Here is a 17019-nt window from a genome sequence, read left to right on the forward strand (position 1 = left end):
TGAGGGAATTCTTAACCGAAGGGTAACAACGCGCCCTGTTCTCCAGGTTCGCGGCACCCTCGGCCCGGTTCCTCTCAGGAACGCAGCGCGAAGGCGCTCTCGTACAGGCAGACGGAGGCCGCGGTCGCGAGGTTGAGCGACTCCGCCGCCCCGTAGATGGGCACCGCGACCACGCCGTCGACGAGGGCGAGCGACTCCTCCTCGAGGCCGCGCGCCTCGTTGCCGAAGACCCAGACGGTCGGCTGGGCGAGGTCCCCGCGGGCGCGGACGTCGAGCAGGTCCTCCCCCTTCACGTCGGCCGCGACGGAGCGCAGTCCCACGCCGCGGAGCCGGCCCAGCACGTCGGCGAGGTCGGCGCCGACCGCGACCGGGAGGTGGAAGAGCGAGCCGGTCGTGGAGCGCACGACCTTGGGGTTGTAGAGGTCGACCGAGCGGCCGGACAGCACGACCGCGTCAGCGCCGGCGGCGTCGGCGGCACGGATGATCGTGCCGAGATTGCCCGGATCGCGGACCTCCTCGAGCACCGCCACGAGGCGCGGCTCGGAGGCGACGACGTCCTTGAGCGACGTGGGGAACTGACGGCAGACCGCGACGAAGCCCTGCGGAGTGACGGTGTCGGCCATCGCGTCGAGGACGTCCTCGGTCACGTACTCGATCTCCACCTCCGCCTCGGCGGCCGCGGCGACGATCTCGGGGTGCCGCTCCAGAGCGGTCGGAGTCGCGAACGACTCGACGATCAGCTCCGGGCGGTACTGCAGAGCCTCGGAGAGTGCCTGCGGGCCCTCGAGGAGGAAGAGCCCCGTCTCGAGCCGGGCCGGGCGGCGGGTGAGCTTCGCCACGGAGCGGACACGGGGAGAGCGGGGGTTGTCGAGCATGCGGCGAGCCTATCGGCGCGGTGATCGCCGCCCCCGCAGACACGGCGCGGGAGGGCCCTCGAACGACGGAGGGGGCCGCGACCTCTCGGTCGCGACCCCCTCCGGGAAGCCGTGCTGACTACGCTGCGGCCTTGGGCGCCGAGGTGTCGGCGGGCAGCGCGCTCTTCGCGGTCGCGACGAGCGAGGCGAACGTGGCCGGCTCGGTGATCGCGAGGTCCGCGAGGATGCGGCGGTCGACCTGGACGCCGGCCAGGGCGAGGCCCTGGATGAAGCGGTTGTAGGTCAGGCCGTTCGCGCGGGACGCGGCGTTGATGCGCTGGATCCAGAGACGACGGAACTCGCCCTTCTTGGCGCGGCGGTCGCGGTACGAGTAGACGAGGGAGTGGGTGACCTGCTCCTTCGCCTTGCGGTAGAGGCGCGACCGCTGGCCGCGGTAGCCCGAGGCGCGCTCGAGGATGACGCGACGCTTCTTGTGGGCGTTGACGGCCCTCTTCACTCTTGCCATTGCTGTTTCTTCCTATCGATCCGTGTCGGCTGAGTAGCGACCACGCGGCGCAGCGGGCTGCGCCGGCGGTGGGCTACAGACCGAGAAGCTTCTTGGCGACCTTGGCGTCCTGCGGGGCGAGGACCTGGTCCTGGTTGAGGCGGCGCGTGCGAACGCTGGACTTGGACTCCAGGTTGTGACGCATGCCGGCCTGCTGCTTCATGACCTTGCCGGAGCCGGTCACCTTGAAGCGCTTCTTGGCACCCGAGTGGGTCTTCATCTTGGGCATGTTCTCTCCTTGTGAACGTCACTCCGCGCTCGGCGGGGCGAAACCGGTGCCCCGCGAGCGGGGCGTCCACCGGCCCCGAGGCCGGGGCGGCGAAGTACTAGACGGACTCGGCCTCGGCCGTGTCCTCGGGGGTGTTGGCCTCGCGACGAGCGGCGCGGACCGCATTGGCCTCGGCCTTCGCCTCGGACTTGTTCTTCAGCGGGCCGATGACCATCACCATGTTGCGACCGTCGATGGTCGGGGTGGACTCGACCTGGCCGAACTCGGCGACGTCCTCCGCGAAGCGCTGGAGCAGGCGGACGCCCATCTCGGGGCGCGACTGCTCGCGACCGCGGAAGAGGATCATCGCCTTGACCTTGTCGCCGGCCTTGAGGAAGCCCTCGGCGCGCTTGCGCTTGGTCTCGTAGTCGTGCTTGTCGATCTTCAGGCGGAAACGGACCTCCTTGAGGATCGTGTTCGCCTGGTTGCGACGGGCTTCCTTGAGCTTCTGAGCCTGCTCGTACTTGAACTTCCCGTAGTCCATGATCTTGGCCACGGGCGGCTTGGAGTTGGGGGCGACCTCGACCAGGTCCAGGTCTGCGTCCTGCGCGAGTCGCAGGGCGACCTCGATCTTGACGACGCCGACCTGTTCTCCTGCGGGACCCACGAGGCGGACCTCGGGGACGCGGATACGGTCGTTGGTACGGGGATCGCTGATTGCGTTTCTCCTCTGATCTCGGTGAGTGCAGCTGCGCTGCCGGAGTCTTCTCCAGCGCACCCGAGAGAGGTGATCGTCCCGTCCACGTCGTGCCTGCAGCACGGCGCTCGCACCCTGTGACGCGGTTCCCGAGGCGGACCTCGAGAGCCGCAGCCCTGCCTCCGGTGGTCTGACGACCCTCGGGGGCGGAGTGCTTCTGACCCGGTAACCTTGTGAAGCGGTCAAGCGCGGGTGGGAGAATCTCCACTTTCGAACCGAGGACATGCCTCGGAGCCCGGATAACCATAGCAGACCGGCGGCCCGCCCGACAGACCGGATCCGGCCGCCCCTCGATCCTCTGCTCCGGCGGCCGCGCCCCTCCACCACGGACGACGAACGAAGGACCCATGGCCCAGTACGACGACGACTACACGCGACGATTCGGCGAGGACGGCGGAGCCTCCGACGTGGAGGCCGCGCGCGACATCGCGGAGGTCCCGGCGGTGGAGATCATCACCACCGCCGCCGTGCACCTGATGAGCGCGGCCGCCGTCAAGTGCGGGCTCGCCGACGAGCCCGGAGCGCAGGTCGACCTCGACGAGGCGCGCAAGCTCATCAACGCGCTCGCGGGCCTGGTCACGGCCGGGGCGCCCGACATCAGCGACATGCACGCCCGGAGCCTGCGCGACGGCCTCCGCACCCTCCAGCTCGCGTTCCGTGAGGCGTCCCCGATCGCCGACCCGATCGGCAAGGGCCCGGGCGAGAAGTGGACCGGCCCGGTCACCTGATCGGGAGTCAGCGGGCGGCGGCGAGCTGCAGCGTCATCGAGTCGACGCGCTGCGCGACGGTCTCGTCGGCCGCCCACCGCTCCCCCAATCGCGCGACGAGGGCGCCGAGCGCGTCCTGATCGAGCCCCGGGCGCAGGCTCAGGACCACCACGAGCTCGGGCCCCGCGAGGCGCTGCTCCGGGTCTCCCGCGCGCACCTCGAGCGAGGCGACCGCCCGCTCCCCCTCCGCAGCCGCGCGCAGAGCCAGGAGCACCTCCGCATCGGCGGGGGCCGGCCGCCAGTCGCCGCCCTCCGCGATCGCCCAGAGGGCCGGGCGCCGGACCGCGAACTCCCGCTCGGACGCGGGGTCGAGGACCATCACCTCGGTGCCCTCCGCGACGGCCGCCAGGGCCGCGCGGCGCCCGTCGACAGGGACGGGACGGGCGGCCGGGTCCCACCGGCGCATGCTCTCGACGCCGCTGAAGACGGGGAGCACCGTGCGTCCGTCGGGTCCGGCGACCGTGACGATCGCGAGCTCCTGCGTCTTGTCCGCCCGGAGTCCCCCGACCCCCTCGGCCTCCTCGCCGAGGCGGGCGACCAGCGGGATGAGCAGGCGGGACGTGCGGAGCGCGTCGACCACGGCCTCCGGGCCGCTAGTGCCGCGGGTGAAGGACTCGAGCGCGGCGACCAGCGCCTCCGGGGCGCTCCCGTCGTCCTCCGGTGCTGCGCTCGGCTCGAAGTGCCGGCCCGCCCAGGGGGTGCCGGCGGAGTCGGTCAGATGCGCCGGGAGCGGGCGGGGCTCACTCGGATGCGACATCCAGGGCCTCCGCGAGCGTGAACGCGCCCGCGTACAGCGCCTTGCCGACGATCGCGCCCTCGAGCCCCTGGGGCACGAGGTCGCGCAGCGCGGCGATGTCGTCGAGGTTCGAGATGCCGCCCGAGGCGATCACGGGGCGGTGGGTGCGGGCCATGACCTGCTCGAGGAGCTCGAGGTTCGGGCCCTTGAGCGTGCCGTCCTTCGTGACGTCGGTGACGACGTAGCGGGTGCAGCCGGCCTCCTCCAGGCGGTCGAGGACCTGCCAGAGGTCGCCGCCCTCCTTGGTCCAGCCGCGCGCGGCGAGCGTGGTGCCCCGGACGTCGAGACCAACGGCGATCTGGTCGCCGTACTGCGCGATGACGCTCGCGGCCCACTCGGGGTTCTCGAGCGCCGCGGTGCCGAGGTTGATGCGCTTCGCGCCGGCGCTCAGCGCGGACTCGAGGCTGCGGTCGTCGCGGATCCCGCCGGAGAGCTCGACGTTGACGCCCTTCACCTGCCGGATGACCTTCTTCATGATGCCGTGGTTGTCGCCGCGGCCGAAGGCGGCGTCGAGGTCGACGAGGTGGATCCACTCCGCGCCCTGGTCGGCCCAGTCGCCCGCGGCGTCGATCGGGTCGCCGTAGTTGGTCTCGGTCCCGGCCTCGCCCTGCGTGAGCCGCACGGCCCTGCCGCCCGCCACGTCGATCGCGGGCAGGAGGACCAGGCCCGGGGCCTTGGTGAACTCGCTCATCGTCATCCTCAGTCTCGGAGCCGGTGCCGGCCCCTGGAGGCGCCGACCACCGGCCGATCCTAGTTCGTGCGGAGGGTGCCCAGCCAATTGGCCAGCAGCCGGAGCCCGGCGGCCCCCGACTTCTCGGGGTGGAACTGCGTGGCCGAGAGCGGCCCGTTCTCGACCGCGGCGATGAAGGGGCCTCCGTGATCGGCCCAGGTGACCGCGGGACGCGGGAACGGGGGCATCACGTCGAGCGACCACTCGCGGGCGCCGTAGGAGTGCACGAAGTAGAAGCGCTCCTCGGCGATGCCGTCGAAGAGCACCGAGCCCTCGGGAGCGGAGACGGTGTTCCAGCCCATGTGCGGGACGACCTCGGCCGGGAGGAGGTCCACCGTCCCCGGCCACTCGCCCAGGCCCTCGCTCTCGACCCCGCGCTCGACGCCGCGCTCGAAGAGCACCTGCATCCCGACGCAGATGCCCAGGACGGGGCGCCCGCCGGCGAGGCGCTTCTCGATGATCTCGCCGCCGCGGGCGCGGGTCAGCGCCGACATCACGGCGTCGAAGGCGCCGACGCCGGGCACGAGGAGGCCGTCCGCCTCCAGCGCCCGCTGCCGGTCCCCCGTCAGCTCGACGTCGGCCCCGGCGAGCTCGAGCGCCTTGACGGCGGAGTGCACGTTCCCCGAGCCGTAGTCGTAGACCACGACGGAGGGGCGGGCCGAGCTCACAGCGCGCCCTTCGTCGACGGCACGCCGGAGACGAGCGGGTCGAGGGCCTTGGCCTGACGGAAGGCGCGGGCGAACGCCTTGAATTCCGCTTCGGCGATGTGGTGCGGGTCCCTGCCGCCGAGCACCGTGACGTGCACGGTGAGGCCGGCGTTGAACGCGATCGCCTCGAAGACGTGGCGCACCATCGACCCGGTGAAGTGGCCGCCGATCAGGTGCAGCGCGAAGCCCTCCGGCTCGCCGGTGTGCACGAGGTAGGGGCGCCCCGAGATGTCGACGACGGCCTGCACGAGCGCCTCGTCGAGGGGGACGAGCGCGTCGCCGAAGCGGGAGATCCCGGCCTTGTCGCCGAGAGCCTGTCGGATGGCCGTGCCGAGCACGATGCCGATGTCCTCCGCGGTGTGGTGGATGTCGATCTCGATGTCGCCGCGGGCCCGGACGCGCAGGTCCGTGAGCGAATGCTTCGCGAACGCCGTCAGCAGGTGGTCGAAGAAGGGCACGCCGGTCTCGAGATCGGCGACGCCCGTGCCGTCGAGGTCGAGGGAGAGCTCGATGCTCGACTCGCTGGTGGCACGGCTGAGGGAGGCGGTGCGCCCGGGTGCGGCGCTCGGGGAGGTCATGCCTCCCAGTCTATTCGCGCCGCGTCACCGACCCAGGGCGGACCTCTACTCGCGCGAAAGCGCCACCGCGGGGTCGGCCGACGGTGCGGGGAGGGAGGCGAGCGCCTCGAGGAACGCGGTCGTCTCCTCCTCGGTGCCGGCGCTGACGCGGAGGTGGTTCGGGATGCCGACGTCGCGGATGAGCACGCCGCGGGCGAGCAGGCCCTCGAACACGGCGGCCGGATCCGCGACGCCGCCGAAGAGGACGAAGTTGCTGCCGGTCGTGTACGGGCGGTAGCCGAGGGCGCGCAGTCCGTCGATCATCCGGTCGCGCTGCACGATGATCTCGCCGACCATGGCGAGCATCTCGTCGGCGTGAGCGAGGGCGGCGGTCGCGGCGGCCTGGGTGAGGGCCGACAGGTGGTACGGGAGGCGGACGAGGCGGAGCGCGTCGATCACCGCGGGGTCGGCGGCGAGGTAGCCCAGGCGGACACCGGCGAAGGCGAAGGCCTTGCTCATGGTGCGGGACACGAGCAGGCGCGGTCGCCCGGGGAGGAGGCTCAGCGCGGTGGGCGCGCCCCTGCCGGCGAACTCGGCGTACGCTTCGTCGACGACGACGATGCCGTCGGTCGCGTCGTAGACCGCCTCGATCACGGCGAGGTCGAGCGGCGTCCCGGTCGGGTTGTTCGGCGCGCAGAGGAAGACGATGTCGGGCCGGGCCCGGCGCACCTGCTCCGCGGCGTACTCGGCTCCGATCTCGAACTCCGCCTCGCGCGGAGCGGGGATCCACTCCGCTCCGCTCCCCGACGCGAGGATCGAGTACATCGAGTAGGTGGGCGCGAACCCCAGCAGCGAGCGCCCGGGACCGCCGAACGCCTGAAGGACGTGCTGGAGCACCTCGTTCGATCCGTTCGCAGCCCACACGCCGTCCGCGGTGAGCCCGTGACCGAGGTAGCCGGCGAGGGAGTCGCGCAGCTCTCGGAACTCGCGGTCGGGGTACCGGTTGACGGTGCGCAGCGCCTCCGAGACCCGCCCGACGATGTCGGCGATCACGTCGTCCGGGACCGGGTGGGTGTTCTCGTTGACGTTGAGGGCGACGGGCACGACCGCCTGGGGTGCGCCGTACGGGTGCTTGCCTCGGAGGTCGTCGCGGAGGGGCAGGTCGTCGAGAGTCGTCACCAGGGAATGGTAGCGAAGCGCCCGAAGCGCCCGAAGCGCCCGACGCGGACGACCGGGCAGCCCGGCTCAGCGAGCGGTGTCGTACTCGGCCGGGACGGCGAGGCGCTGCCCGGGCTCGACGCCCGCGCTCGAGAGCTGGTTGAGGGAGAGGATGTCGTCGACCACGTCGCGCGGGTCCGCCTGCGGGGCGAGCTCCTCGGCGAGCAACCAGAGCGACTCGCCCGCGTGGACGGTGACGTACTGGAACTCGACTGCAGCGGCGTCGCTCGACGCGACCGCTCCACCGCCGTTGAGCCCGAAGGCGAAGGCACCCGCGACGATCGGCAGGGCTCCCAGAGCGGCCACCACGGCGCGGCCGCGGCGCGTGAGGCGGAGACGGGTGCGGACGATCCGCGCCTCGCCGAACGCGTTCATCGGCTCGGAAGCGGACGGCAGGACCTCGACGGGCCGGGCCGCGGACGAGCGCTGCAGCGGGCGGGAGGTGAGCTGTGCGGTCATGGGATCGCTCCTTTCAACAGGGATTCGGAGAGGCCCTCGGCCGGGAGGGCCGCCCCGAACGCCTGTACCGAACATATCTTCGAACGATGAAGCGGTCAAGAGACCGTTCCAGCTGATCCGCGTGCGGACTTGCGCGCGACACACTCGAACGAATGTTCCGAGTCGGGAGTTCCGGCGGATACAGTTTCGAGAGCCTGGTCGTAGTACAGCAGCGACCACCGACATTCCTTGTCGGGTCGCGACCGGGCGGGCGCGCACGCGGCGTGCGCATCGGGAAGAGGGAGCATCGTGAGCGACGCGCAGAGGGCCGGGACCCCGGCCGCCAAGACGAAGGCGGCCGCAGGTCGGCGCCGGAAGAGCCTGAGCGCCAAGCAGCTCGCGATCCTCGACGCGATCCAGCGCTCGGTGTCGAGCCGCGGCTACCCGCCGAGCATGCGCGAGATCGGCGACGCGGTCGGCCTCGCCTCGCTGTCGAGCGTCACCCACCAGCTCAACCAGCTCGAGCTCAGCGGCTACCTGCGCCGCGACCCGAACCGGCCCCGCGCCCTCGAGATCCTCATCGACGTCCCCAGCTCGACGGAGGACGACGGGTCGTTCGAGTCGACCGCGACGGTCGGCGACGCGGCGATGGTCCCCCTCGTCGGCCGGATCGCGGCGGGCGTGCCGATCATGGCCGACCAGCAGATCGACGAGGTGTTCCCGCTTCCCCGGCAGCTCGTCGGCAAGGGCGAGCTCTTCATGCTCAAGGTCGTCGGCGAGTCGATGATCGACGCCGCGATCTGCGACGGCGACTGGGTCGTGGTCCGCTCGCAGCGCACCGCCGAGAACGGCGAGATCGTGGCGGCCATGCTCGACGGCGAGGCCACCGTCAAGGTGCTGCGCCAGCGCGACGGCCACACCTGGCTGCTGCCCCGCAACTCCAACTTCGAGCCGATCCTCGGCGACGAGGCAGAGGTGCTCGGGAAGATCGTGGCGGTCCTCCGCTCGGTCTGACACCGGGCGTGCAGGAGGGGCCCGACCGGCTTGCAGCCGGCCGGGCCCCTCCTGCGTTCGACGGGCACCGGCGATCGGGGCGCGCGCCCCTCCGTCGCGGTCACGGGAAGGCGGAGGAGGGCCGCCGAAACCCCGTCGCCGAACCCTCCGGCCGCCGCCGGTCGGTGGTGCGGGTCGCCGCCCCCCCTCCCGGATGCGCCGAGCGCCCGCCTCCCTGACGGGGAGACGGGCGCTCGGGTGGTGGCGATCAGGCCTGGACGGCCGCGCGCGGAACCGCGAACTCGGTGAGCGAGCCCGCCAGATCGGCGTGCACGAGGGCGACCACGTGGGTGCCGCCCTCGACGTACTGCGTCGACAGGATCCGGCCGCTGCGGTGCAGATGCGAGATCACGTCGCCACGGTCGTACGGCACGAGCAGGTCGATCTCGACGTCCGGCTCGGGCAGGATCTCGGCGATCCGCGCCTCCAGCTCGTCGATGCCCTCGCCGCTGCGCGCCGACACGAAGACCGCATCGGGAGCGAGACCGCGCAGCACCAGCCGCGTGCCCTCGTCCACCAGATCGGCCTTGTTGAAGGCGATGATCTCGGGGATGCTGCGGGCGCCCACCTCGCCGATCACGTCGCGCACGGTGGCGATCTGCCCGGCCGGATCGGGGTGGGAGGCGTCCACGACGTGGACGATGACATCGGAGTCCGCGACCTCCTCGAGCGTCGACCGGAAGGCCTCGACGAGCTGGTGCGGAAGCGCTCGCACGAAGCCGACCGTGTCGGCGAGCGTGTAGAGGCGCCCGTCCTTCGTCTGGGCCTTGCGAACGGTGGCGTCGAGGGTCGCGAAGAGCGAGTTCTCGACGAGGACGCCCGCGTGCGTCATCCGGTTCAGCAGGCTCGACTTGCCGGCGTTCGTGTACCCCGCGATCGCCACCGAGGGGACGGCGTTGCGCTTGCGGTTCGCGCGCTTGGCCTCGCGGGCGGGCTTCATAGCCGTGATCTGCTTGCGCAGGCGCGCCATGCGGGTGTGGATGCGGCGACGATCGAGCTCGATCTTCGTCTCACCCGGACCGCGCGAGCCCATTCCGGCTCCCGCGCCCACCTGGCCGCCGGCCTGGCGGGACATGGACTCGCCCCAGCCGCGCAGTCGCGGGAGCAGGTACTCGAGCTGCGCGAGCTCGACCTGCGCCTTGCCCTCACGGCTCTTCGCGTGCTGGCTGAAGATGTCGAGGATCACCGCGGTGCGGTCGATCACCTTGACCTTCACCACGTCCTCCAGCGCACGCCGCTGGCTCGGTGCGAGCTCGGTGTCGGCGACGACCGTGTCCGCGCCGAGGGCCGCGACGAGCCCCGCGAGCTCCTGGGCCTTGCCCTTGCCGAGGTAGGTGCTCGGATCGGGGTGCGGGCGGCGCTGGAGCAGGCCGTCGAGGACCGTCGCTCCCGCCGTCTCCGCGAGCGCGGCGAGCTCGTGCAACGAGTTCTCCGCGTCCTCCAGCGAATTCTGCGAGTACACGCCGATGAGCACGACGTTCTCCAGGCGCAGCTGGCGGTACTCGACCTCCGTGACGTCCTCGAGCTCGGTCGAGAGGCCGGCGACGCGTCGCAGCGCCTGCCGGTCGTCGCGGTCGAACTGCTCGCCGTCGCTGTTCTCGCCCTCGTGGCCGGCGCTCTGCAGCGCCTGGGCTCCACCCGCGACGAAGCGCGAGTACCCTGCCGAACGCGACTGCGCGTTCGCCAGGACCCTCGAGACGACGTCCACGGCCTCGGTCGTGTCGGTCTCGTTCAGGTCTTCCGTCATCCGGATAACACTAACTCCTCAGGTCTTGATAGATTCACTTCTCATGGCCGCCGAGCACTACTTCTCGAGTACTCCCGACGGCGACCTCCGGCCCCGCAGGATCCAGGCCCGCCTGGCCGGCCGCGACCTCGAGGTCACGACGGCAGGAGGGGTGTTCAGCCCCGGTCACGTCGATCTCGGCACACGCGTCCTGCTGGACGCGGTGCCCGACGCCCCCGCTGACGGGGACCTGCTGGACCTCGGCTGCGGCTGGGGCCCGATCGCCCTCGCGCTCGCCCTCGCCTCCCCCGACGCCCGGGTGTGGGCGGTCGACGTCAACCAGCGGGCGCTCGAGCTGGTCCGTCGCAACTGCGAGGAACTCGGCGTCCTCAACGTCAACGCCGTGCTGCCCGAGGATGTTCCCGACGACGTCCGCTTCCGCACCGTGTGGTCGAACCCGCCGATCCGCATCGGCAAGGAGGAGCTGCACCTCCTGCTCGAACGCTGGCTGCCGCGGCTCGAGGAGGGCGCGGACGCCTGGCTCGTCGTGCAGCGCAACCTCGGCTCCGACTCGCTCCAGACCTGGCTGGGCGCCGCGTTCGCCGGGCGGCTCGACGTGGAGCGCGTCTCCTCGGCGAAGGGCTTCCGTGTGCTGCGGACGACCCGCCTGGCCTGACCGGGTCCTCAGTCGATCCGGATCGTCCCGGTGAAGACGAGGTCGGCCGGGCCGGAGAGCCCGACGTGCTCGCCCTCCTCCGCCGCGAACATCGTCACGCCGAGCGTGCCGCCCGGGACCTCCACGCGCCAGGCCTGCGGAGCGCGCGCTCCCGCCCAGTAGCGCACCGCCAGTGCCGCCGCCGCGGCACCCGTGCCGCAGCTCAGGGTCTCGCCGCTGCCGCGCTCGTGCACGCGCATCCGGATCCGCCCGATCCCGTCGTGGACCAGGGGCTCGCCGGGAACCACGAACTCGACGTTCGCGCCGTCCTCGAGCTCCGGGTCGAGCTGCGGGATGTAGGAGAGGTCGGCGGAGTCGAGCTCCTCGTCGTTGCTGAGGGCGACGACCACGTGCGGATTGCCGAGGTCGATCCCGAGACCGGGGCGCGCGACCTTGAGCTCCTTCGCCCGCACCAGGGGCTCGCCGCCCGCCAGCTCCCAGCGGCCGAGGTCGACCTGGAACCCGGCACCGCTGCGGGTGACGTCGCGGACGCCGGCGCGGGTGCCGATCGGCAGGGTGTCGCCGGGCTCGAGCGCCGCGAGGCCGCCCGCGAGCAGGAACGCGGCGTAGACGCGGATGCCGTTGCCGCACATCTCGGCGATCGAGCCGTCGGCGTTGCGGTAGTCCATGAACCACTCCGCCTCGCTCTCCTCGGCCAGAGCCGCGGCGCCCTCCGGGATCGCGCGGGAGCGGACGGCACGGATGACGCCGTCGGCGCCGACGCCGAAGTGGCGGTCGCAGATCATCGCGATCTGCGCGGGCGAGAGGTCGACCTCACCGTCCGGGTCGCTGAAGAGCACGAAGTCGTTGCCGGTGCCCTGGCCCTTGGTGAAGTGCAGCTCGATCGTCATGGCGCACAGCCTAGCGAGGAGCGGGAGCGGCGGCCTGGGCGGCGGCGTGCGCCCGCGACACCAGGTCCGGCGCGTCGTACGGGAGCCGGTGGGCGCCGGCGTAGCGCCGGAACCAGCTGTTCTGCCGACGTGCGTAGCGGCGCGTGAGCGCCTGCGTCGCCGCGATCGCCTCCTCCTCGCGGAGGACGCCGGCACGCTGGGCGAGCGCCTGGGCGTACCCGATGGCCCGCCCGGCTGTGACGCCGCGCTCCAGGCCGAGGGGGACGAGCCGCTCGACCTCGTCGAGCATCCCGGCCGCCCACATCCGCTCCACCCGCCGGTCGAGGCGCTGCACCAGCTCCTCCCGCGGAGCCTCGAGGAACAGGACAGAGGCGGGGCGCCACGGAACCGGCTCGTCGGACATCAGCGCGCTGTGCGTGCTCCCGCCGGTGAGCTCCGCGATCTCGAGCGCGCGGACGATGCGCCGGGCGTTGTGCGGACCGATCCGCTCGGCCACTCCGGCGTCGATCCGGCGCAACCGCTCGACGAGGGCGCCCAGGCCCTCCCGCTCGGCGGTCTCCTCGAGCCGGCGCCGGACGGCCGGGTCGGTGCCCGCGAACGAGAACTCGAAGACGACGCTGGAGACATACAGACCGGAGCCCCCGACGAGGATCGGCGTCGCCCCGCGCGCCAGCACGCTCTCGATCACCCGCCGCGCCTCGCTCTGGTAGCGGGCGACCGACGCCTCCTCCGTCACGCCGAGGACGTCGAGCAGATGGTGCGGGACGCCCCGCCGCTCGTCGGCGCGCAGCTTCGCGGTGCCGATGTCCATCCCGCGGTAGAGCTGCATCGCGTCGGCGTTCACGATCTCAGCGGCGCCGCCGTCCTGCCGGATCGCCTCGGCGAGATCGAGCGAGAGGTCGGACTTGCCCGTGCCGGTCGCGCCGACGACCGCGATCAGCTCCGGCGCGGTATCGGAGGCTCCGGTCTCAGCGCTCGCCATCGAGGGCGTCGTAGATCGGCGTCGTCACCGTGCCGGCGTCGCGCACGCGCAGCGACGGCAGGCCCAGCGAGACCCGGGGCGCCCCGCTCGCGCCCGGGGCGGCCGGAACTCCGCAGGACTCGGTCTGCGCCCGGTCCCAGGCGTCGCCCGCGCGGGTGCGGCGGATGCGGAGCGGCGCGCCGTCGGGCGAATCCGCCAGGAGGTAGAAGGGGGCGGCACGGGTGACCCGGACGGAGACCACGTCTCCGGGACGCGGCTGCTCGGAGCCCTCGGGCACGTCGAAGTGCACCAGACGGCTGTCCTCGGCGCGTCCGCTCAGCCGGTGCGTCTCCGTGTCGCGGCGGCCCTCGCCGGTCGCGACGAGGACCTCGACCTCTCGGCCGACGACGGTGCAGTTCTCCTGCTCGCTGATCGCGTCCTGCAGGGCGACGAGCCGCTCGTAGCGCTCCTGGACGACCGCCTTGGGGATCTGGTCGGGCAGCGTCGCGGCCGGGGTGCCGGGCCGGATGGAGTACTGGAAGGTGAAGGCGGAGGCGAAGCGGGCCGCCTCGACCACCCGCAGGGTCTCCTGGAAGTCGGCCTCCGTCTCGCCGGGGAAGCCCACGATGATGTCGGTGCTGATCGCCGCGTGCGGGATGCGATCGCGCACCCGGTCGAGGATCCCGAGGAACTTCTCGGAGCGGTAGGAGCGGCGCATCGCCTTGAGGATGCGGTCGGAGCCGGACTGGAGCGGCATGTGCAACTGCGGCATCACCGCTGGCGTCTCGGCCATGGCGTCGATCACGTCGTCGGTGAAGGCCGCGGGATGGGGGCTCGTGAAGCGGATCCGCTCGAGCCCGTCGATGGTGCCCGCCGCGCGGAGCAGCTTCGAGAACGCCTGGCGGTCGCCGAACTCGACGCCGTAGGAGTTCACGTTCTGGCCGAGAAGGGTGACCTCGATCGCGCCGTCGTCCACGAGCGCCTGGATCTCGGCGAGCACGTCGCCGGGACGCCGGTCCTTCTCCTTGCCGCGGAGCGAGGGGACGATGCAGAAGGTGCAGGTGTTGTTGCAGCCGACCGAGATCGAGACCCAGCCGCTGTAGGTCGAGTCGCGCTTCGTGGGGAGCGTGGAGGGGAAGACATCGAGCGATTCGAGGATCTCGAGCTGCGCCTCGTCGTTGTGGCGGGCGCGCTCGAGCAGGCTCGGGAGGGCGCCCATGTTGTGCGTGCCGAAGACAACGTCGACCCACGGGGCACGGTCGAGGATGACGTTCTTGTCCTTCTGCGCGAGACAGCCGCCGACCGCGATCTGCATCCCCTCGTGTCGGCGCTTCACCGACGCGAGGTGGCCGAGGTTGCCGTAGAGCTTGTTGTCGGCGTTCTCGCGCACCGCGCAGGTGTTGATCACGACGACGTCGGCCTCGGCTCCATCGGCGGACACGTAGCCCGCCGCCTCGAGCGAACCGCTCAGCCGCTCGGAGTCGTGCACGTTCATCTGGCATCCGAACGTACGGACCTCGTAGGTCCTCGGCCGGGTCTCGGCGACGGGCGACGGGGCGGTACCGAGCGTGCTCATGGTGTGGGATTCTACGCTCCGGTCGGACCGCCTCGGCCCGCCGTGTCAGCGGAAGCGGACGCTCGACCCCGGCTTGCGGATCGTCTCGCGGACGACGCGCTGCACGAGTCCGCCGGCGTAGCCGCGGCGCGCGAGGAATCCCGTGAGCCGGCGCTCGGCGACCTCGTCGGAGAGAGAGCGCAGGCTCGGCAGGCGCTTGCGCGCGAGCTCGAGCGCCGTGCGGTACTCGTCGTCGCCGTCCAGCTCGTCGAGCGCTGACGCGATCGCCTCGGGGTCGATCTTCCGCGCGCGCAGCTCCTGCTGGATGGAGGAGCGGCCGAGCTTCTTGCGGTCGCGGAGCGAGACGACCAGCTGCTCCGCCATGCGGAGGTCGTCGAGGTAGCCGAAGCGCGTGAAGCGCTCGAGGATCTCGAGGGCGTCCTTCTCGGCGACGCCCTCCGTGTAGAGGCGCGCCTCGACCTCGGCGACCGAGAGGCTCTTGCGGGAGAGCCCCCGTACGATCCGATCCGCGACCTGCTCGGGATCGATCTCCTCCGGGATCGCGATCGCGTCGTCGTCGTCCTCGTCGTCCGCTTTCTCGACGAACGCCGGCGTGCGCCGGGCGACGTGAGCCGAGAGCTCGGCGATCCGCTCGGAGGCCGGAGACGCGGCGCCGCCGAGGGCGGAGCCTCCCGACTCTCCTGCGACCGTCCGGGGAGCACTGGTGCTCGGCGTCCCGGCTCCGGACGGCTCCGGAAGCGACCCGGCCCCGTCGGCGTCCGGCGCCGCCGGAGCCCAGCCCTCGTCGCCCGCCGCACCCCGGTCGACCCAGGGCAGGAAGGCCACGGGGCGGCCCTTCGCCCCCTCCGCGGCCTTCTCCGCCACGGGCTAGGCGCCCTTGCGCACGGGCTGCTTGGTCTCGATCGCGACCGGCGCGGCCTCGACGGCCGCGTTCGGGTCGACGATCACGCCGAGCTTGACCAGGATGCGCTTCTCGATCTCGGCGGCCACATCGGGGTTGTCGATGAGGAACTGGCGCGCCTTCTCCTTGCCCTGGCCGAGCTGGTCGCCGTCGTAGGTGTACCAGGCGCCCGACTTGCGGACGATCTCGTGCTCGACACCGAAGTCGATCAGGCTGCCCTCGCGGGAGATGCCGACGCCGTAGAGGATGTCGAACTCGGCCTGCTTGAAGGGCGGGGCCATCTTGTTCTTCACGACCTTGACGCGGGTGCGGTTGCCGACCGCGTCGGTGCCGTCCTTCAGCGTCTCGATGCGGCGGATGTCGAGGCGGACCGACGCGTAGAACTTGAGCGCCTTGCCGCCCGCCGTGGTCTCGGGGCTTCCGAAGAAGACGCCGATCTTCTCGCGCAGCTGGTTGATGAAGATCATCGTGGTGTTCGTGGTGTTCAGTCCGCCGGTCAGCTTGCGCAGCGCCTGGGACATGAGGCGGGCCTGCAGGCCGACGTGGGAGTCGCCCATCTCGCCCTCGATCTCGGCACGCGGCACGAGGGCCGCGACGGAGTCGATCACGATGAGGTCGATCGAGCCCGAGCGCACGAGCATGTCGGCGATCTCGAGCGCCTGCTCTCCGGTGTCGGGCTGCGACACGAGGAGGGAGTCGATGTCGACGCCGAGCTTCTTGGCGTACTCGGGGTCGAGCGCGTGCTCCGCGTCGATGAAGGCGGCGATGCCGCCGTTGCGCTGCGCGTTCGCGATCGCGTGCAGCGTGAGGGTGGTCTTTCCGGAGGACTCGGGGCCGTAGATCTCGACGATGCGGCCACGCGGGAGCCCGCCGATCCCGAGCGCGACGTCGAGCGCGATCGAACCGGTCTGGATCACCTCGACGGGAGCGCGGTCGTCGCTTCCGAGGCGCATGACGGCGCCCTTGCCGAACTGGCGGTCGATCTGGGCGAGTGCGGTCTCGAGGGACTTCTCGCGGTCGGAGGAACTGGGCATGGCCGTCTCGCTCTCGTGTTCGTGGTGGTGTCGCCTACAGGCTGTCGCGACATGCCGGTGGCTGTCGGAGTGACAGTGCCGGCCGGCTGCGACAAGGCGGTGAAGCAGGTCCGTTCAGGTGTCTCCGACGGTACGCCCGACCACCGACATCGGGGCCGAGCGAGAGCGACTCCGTGGAGACGGGGCCGTTCCTGCTTCTGTGGAGGAGCCTAGACCCGTTCGAACACGGATTCGAGCACGAGCCGTCGGCGTGTCGAACACGGCTTCGGCGACGGGAGCGTCAGCGGTGGCGCTTCCGCGGATCCACGCCGTGCCACCGGGCCTCCGGGACGTCGTTGGCGCGGCAGAGGGCGAGCCAGACCTCGCGCGGCTCCGCTCCGTCCGCGAGGGCGCGCTCGGCGGTGCGGCCCCCGAGCTCGGTCAGCACGAGGTCCGAGACCAGGACACGGGCATAGGCGCCGCCGAACTCGTCGTCCACCAGCTGCCGGAACTCGCTCAAGCGCATGCGTCCACGGTAGCCGCTGCCCGGAGGCCGCACTCCCCCGGGAACGCCGAAGGGCGCCCGGCCGGAGCCTGGGCGCCCTTCGCGTGGAACGGGTGCGGTG

Annotated in this window: 19 protein-coding genes and 1 pseudogene; 3 read left to right on the plus strand and 17 right to left on the minus strand. The window is 71.8% G+C overall.

The window, feature by feature from the left end:
* Positions 1–74 precede the first annotated feature (74 nt).
* The 4 genes from C5C74_RS02510 to infC all read right to left on the minus strand — a co-directional run bounded on the left by C5C74_RS02510 (position 75) and on the right by infC (position 2294).
* Positions 75–875, minus strand: coding sequence for an RNA methyltransferase (locus C5C74_RS02510; protein WP_104226312.1), 801 nt, complete (start codon positions 873–875; stop codon positions 75–77).
* 118 nt (positions 876–993) lie between these two features.
* Positions 994–1380, minus strand: coding sequence for a 50S ribosomal protein L20 (gene rplT / locus C5C74_RS02515; RefSeq protein ID WP_104224487.1), 387 nt, complete (start codon positions 1378–1380; stop codon positions 994–996).
* Between the two features lie 73 nt (positions 1381–1453).
* Complete coding sequence (gene rpmI, locus C5C74_RS02520; protein ID WP_055793295.1) at positions 1454–1648, minus strand: 50S ribosomal protein L35; 195 nt, start codon at positions 1646–1648, stop codon at positions 1454–1456.
* Between the two features lie 97 nt (positions 1649–1745).
* Positions 1746–2294 (minus strand): translation initiation factor IF-3, encoded by a 549-nt coding sequence (gene infC, locus C5C74_RS02525; protein ID WP_374952931.1) that lies wholly within the window; start codon positions 2292–2294, stop codon positions 1746–1748.
* Between the two features lie 437 nt (positions 2295–2731).
* Here infC and C5C74_RS02530 point away from each other — a divergent pair, with 437 nt between their 5' ends.
* Positions 2732–3112, plus strand: coding sequence for a DUF1844 domain-containing protein (locus tag C5C74_RS02530; protein ID WP_104313470.1), 381 nt, complete (start codon positions 2732–2734; stop codon positions 3110–3112).
* A 7-nt stretch (positions 3113–3119) separates the two neighbouring features.
* On the opposite strand, the gene C5C74_RS02535 is transcribed toward C5C74_RS02530, so the two are convergent.
* The 6 genes from C5C74_RS02535 to C5C74_RS02560 all read right to left on the minus strand — a co-directional run bounded on the left by C5C74_RS02535 (position 3120) and on the right by C5C74_RS02560 (position 7618).
* Positions 3120–3908, minus strand: a complete 789-nt coding sequence (locus tag C5C74_RS02535) for an SseB family protein (RefSeq protein ID WP_104260631.1) — start codon at positions 3906–3908, stop codon at positions 3120–3122.
* Positions 3892–4638: a bifunctional 1-(5-phosphoribosyl)-5-((5-phosphoribosylamino)methylideneamino)imidazole-4-carboxamide isomerase/phosphoribosylanthranilate isomerase PriA gene (gene priA, locus C5C74_RS02540; RefSeq protein ID WP_104224506.1), complete on the minus strand. Its 747-nt coding sequence runs from the start codon at positions 4636–4638 to the stop codon at positions 3892–3894. The genes C5C74_RS02535 and priA overlap by 17 nt, the downstream gene beginning before the upstream one ends.
* A gap of 59 nt (positions 4639–4697) precedes the next feature.
* Positions 4698–5345 (minus strand): imidazole glycerol phosphate synthase subunit HisH, encoded by a 648-nt coding sequence (hisH, locus tag C5C74_RS02545; protein WP_104224485.1) that lies wholly within the window; start codon positions 5343–5345, stop codon positions 4698–4700.
* A complete protein-coding gene (gene hisB, locus C5C74_RS02550) occupies positions 5342–5962 on the minus strand; it encodes an imidazoleglycerol-phosphate dehydratase HisB (protein WP_104224484.1) in 621 nt (206 codons plus the stop codon). Before hisB ends, hisH begins: the two co-directional genes overlap by 4 nt.
* A gap of 45 nt (positions 5963–6007) precedes the next feature.
* Complete coding sequence (locus tag C5C74_RS02555; protein WP_181074976.1) at positions 6008–7120, minus strand: histidinol-phosphate transaminase; 1113 nt, start codon at positions 7118–7120, stop codon at positions 6008–6010.
* 66 nt (positions 7121–7186) lie between these two features.
* Entirely contained in the window at positions 7187–7618 is a 432-nt protein-coding gene (locus C5C74_RS02560; protein ID WP_308471005.1) for a LysM peptidoglycan-binding domain-containing protein, read from the minus strand.
* Positions 7619–8011: 393 nt separating this feature from the next.
* Between C5C74_RS02560 and lexA the strand changes: the two are divergent.
* Positions 8012–8611 (plus strand): annotated as a pseudogene (lexA, locus tag C5C74_RS02565) (transcriptional repressor LexA); the annotation flags it as partial.
* Positions 8612–8858: 247 nt separating this feature from the next.
* Here the strand turns inward: lexA and hflX are convergent.
* The gene (gene hflX, locus C5C74_RS02570; protein ID WP_104224481.1) at positions 8859–10397 is read right to left on the minus strand and encodes a GTPase HflX; all 1539 of its coding nucleotides are present in this window, start codon (positions 10395–10397) and stop codon (positions 8859–8861) included.
* 43 nt (positions 10398–10440) lie between these two features.
* Here hflX and C5C74_RS02575 point away from each other — a divergent pair, with 43 nt between their 5' ends.
* Positions 10441–11052, plus strand: a complete 612-nt coding sequence (locus C5C74_RS02575) for a class I SAM-dependent methyltransferase (RefSeq protein WP_104224480.1) — start codon at positions 10441–10443, stop codon at positions 11050–11052.
* Between the two features lie 8 nt (positions 11053–11060).
* Here the strand turns inward: C5C74_RS02575 and dapF are convergent, their stop codons facing one another.
* The 6 genes from dapF to C5C74_RS02605 all read right to left on the minus strand — a co-directional run bounded on the left by dapF (position 11061) and on the right by C5C74_RS02605 (position 16919).
* Positions 11061–11942: a diaminopimelate epimerase gene (gene dapF, locus C5C74_RS02580; RefSeq protein ID WP_104250184.1), complete on the minus strand. Its 882-nt coding sequence runs from the start codon at positions 11940–11942 to the stop codon at positions 11061–11063.
* 10 nt (positions 11943–11952) lie between these two features.
* Positions 11953–12924, minus strand: a complete 972-nt coding sequence (gene miaA, locus C5C74_RS02585; RefSeq protein WP_104350929.1) for a tRNA (adenosine(37)-N6)-dimethylallyltransferase MiaA — start codon at positions 12922–12924, stop codon at positions 11953–11955.
* Positions 12911–14479 carry a tRNA (N6-isopentenyl adenosine(37)-C2)-methylthiotransferase MiaB gene (gene miaB / locus C5C74_RS02590; protein ID WP_104350930.1) on the minus strand — a complete coding sequence of 523 codons (1569 nt, stop codon included), beginning with the start codon at positions 14477–14479 and terminating at the stop codon, positions 12911–12913. The genes miaA and miaB overlap by 14 nt, the downstream gene beginning before the upstream one ends.
* Positions 14480–14524: 45 nt before the next feature.
* Positions 14525–15343 carry a regulatory protein RecX gene (locus tag C5C74_RS02595; protein WP_104260626.1) on the minus strand — a complete coding sequence of 273 codons (819 nt, stop codon included), beginning with the start codon at positions 15341–15343 and terminating at the stop codon, positions 14525–14527.
* A gap of 3 nt (positions 15344–15346) precedes the next feature.
* The gene (recA, locus tag C5C74_RS02600) at positions 15347–16414 is read right to left on the minus strand and encodes a recombinase RecA (protein WP_104224475.1); all 1068 of its coding nucleotides are present in this window, start codon (positions 16412–16414) and stop codon (positions 15347–15349) included.
* 280 nt (positions 16415–16694) lie between these two features.
* Positions 16695–16919 (minus strand): DUF3046 domain-containing protein, encoded by a 225-nt coding sequence (locus tag C5C74_RS02605; RefSeq protein WP_104224474.1) that lies wholly within the window; start codon positions 16917–16919, stop codon positions 16695–16697.
* Between the last annotated feature and the right edge of the window lie 100 nt (positions 16920–17019).

It is taken from the genome of Rathayibacter sp. AY1E8 (assembly GCF_002931415.1).
Taxonomy (GTDB): domain Bacteria; phylum Actinomycetota; class Actinomycetes; order Actinomycetales; family Microbacteriaceae; genus Rathayibacter.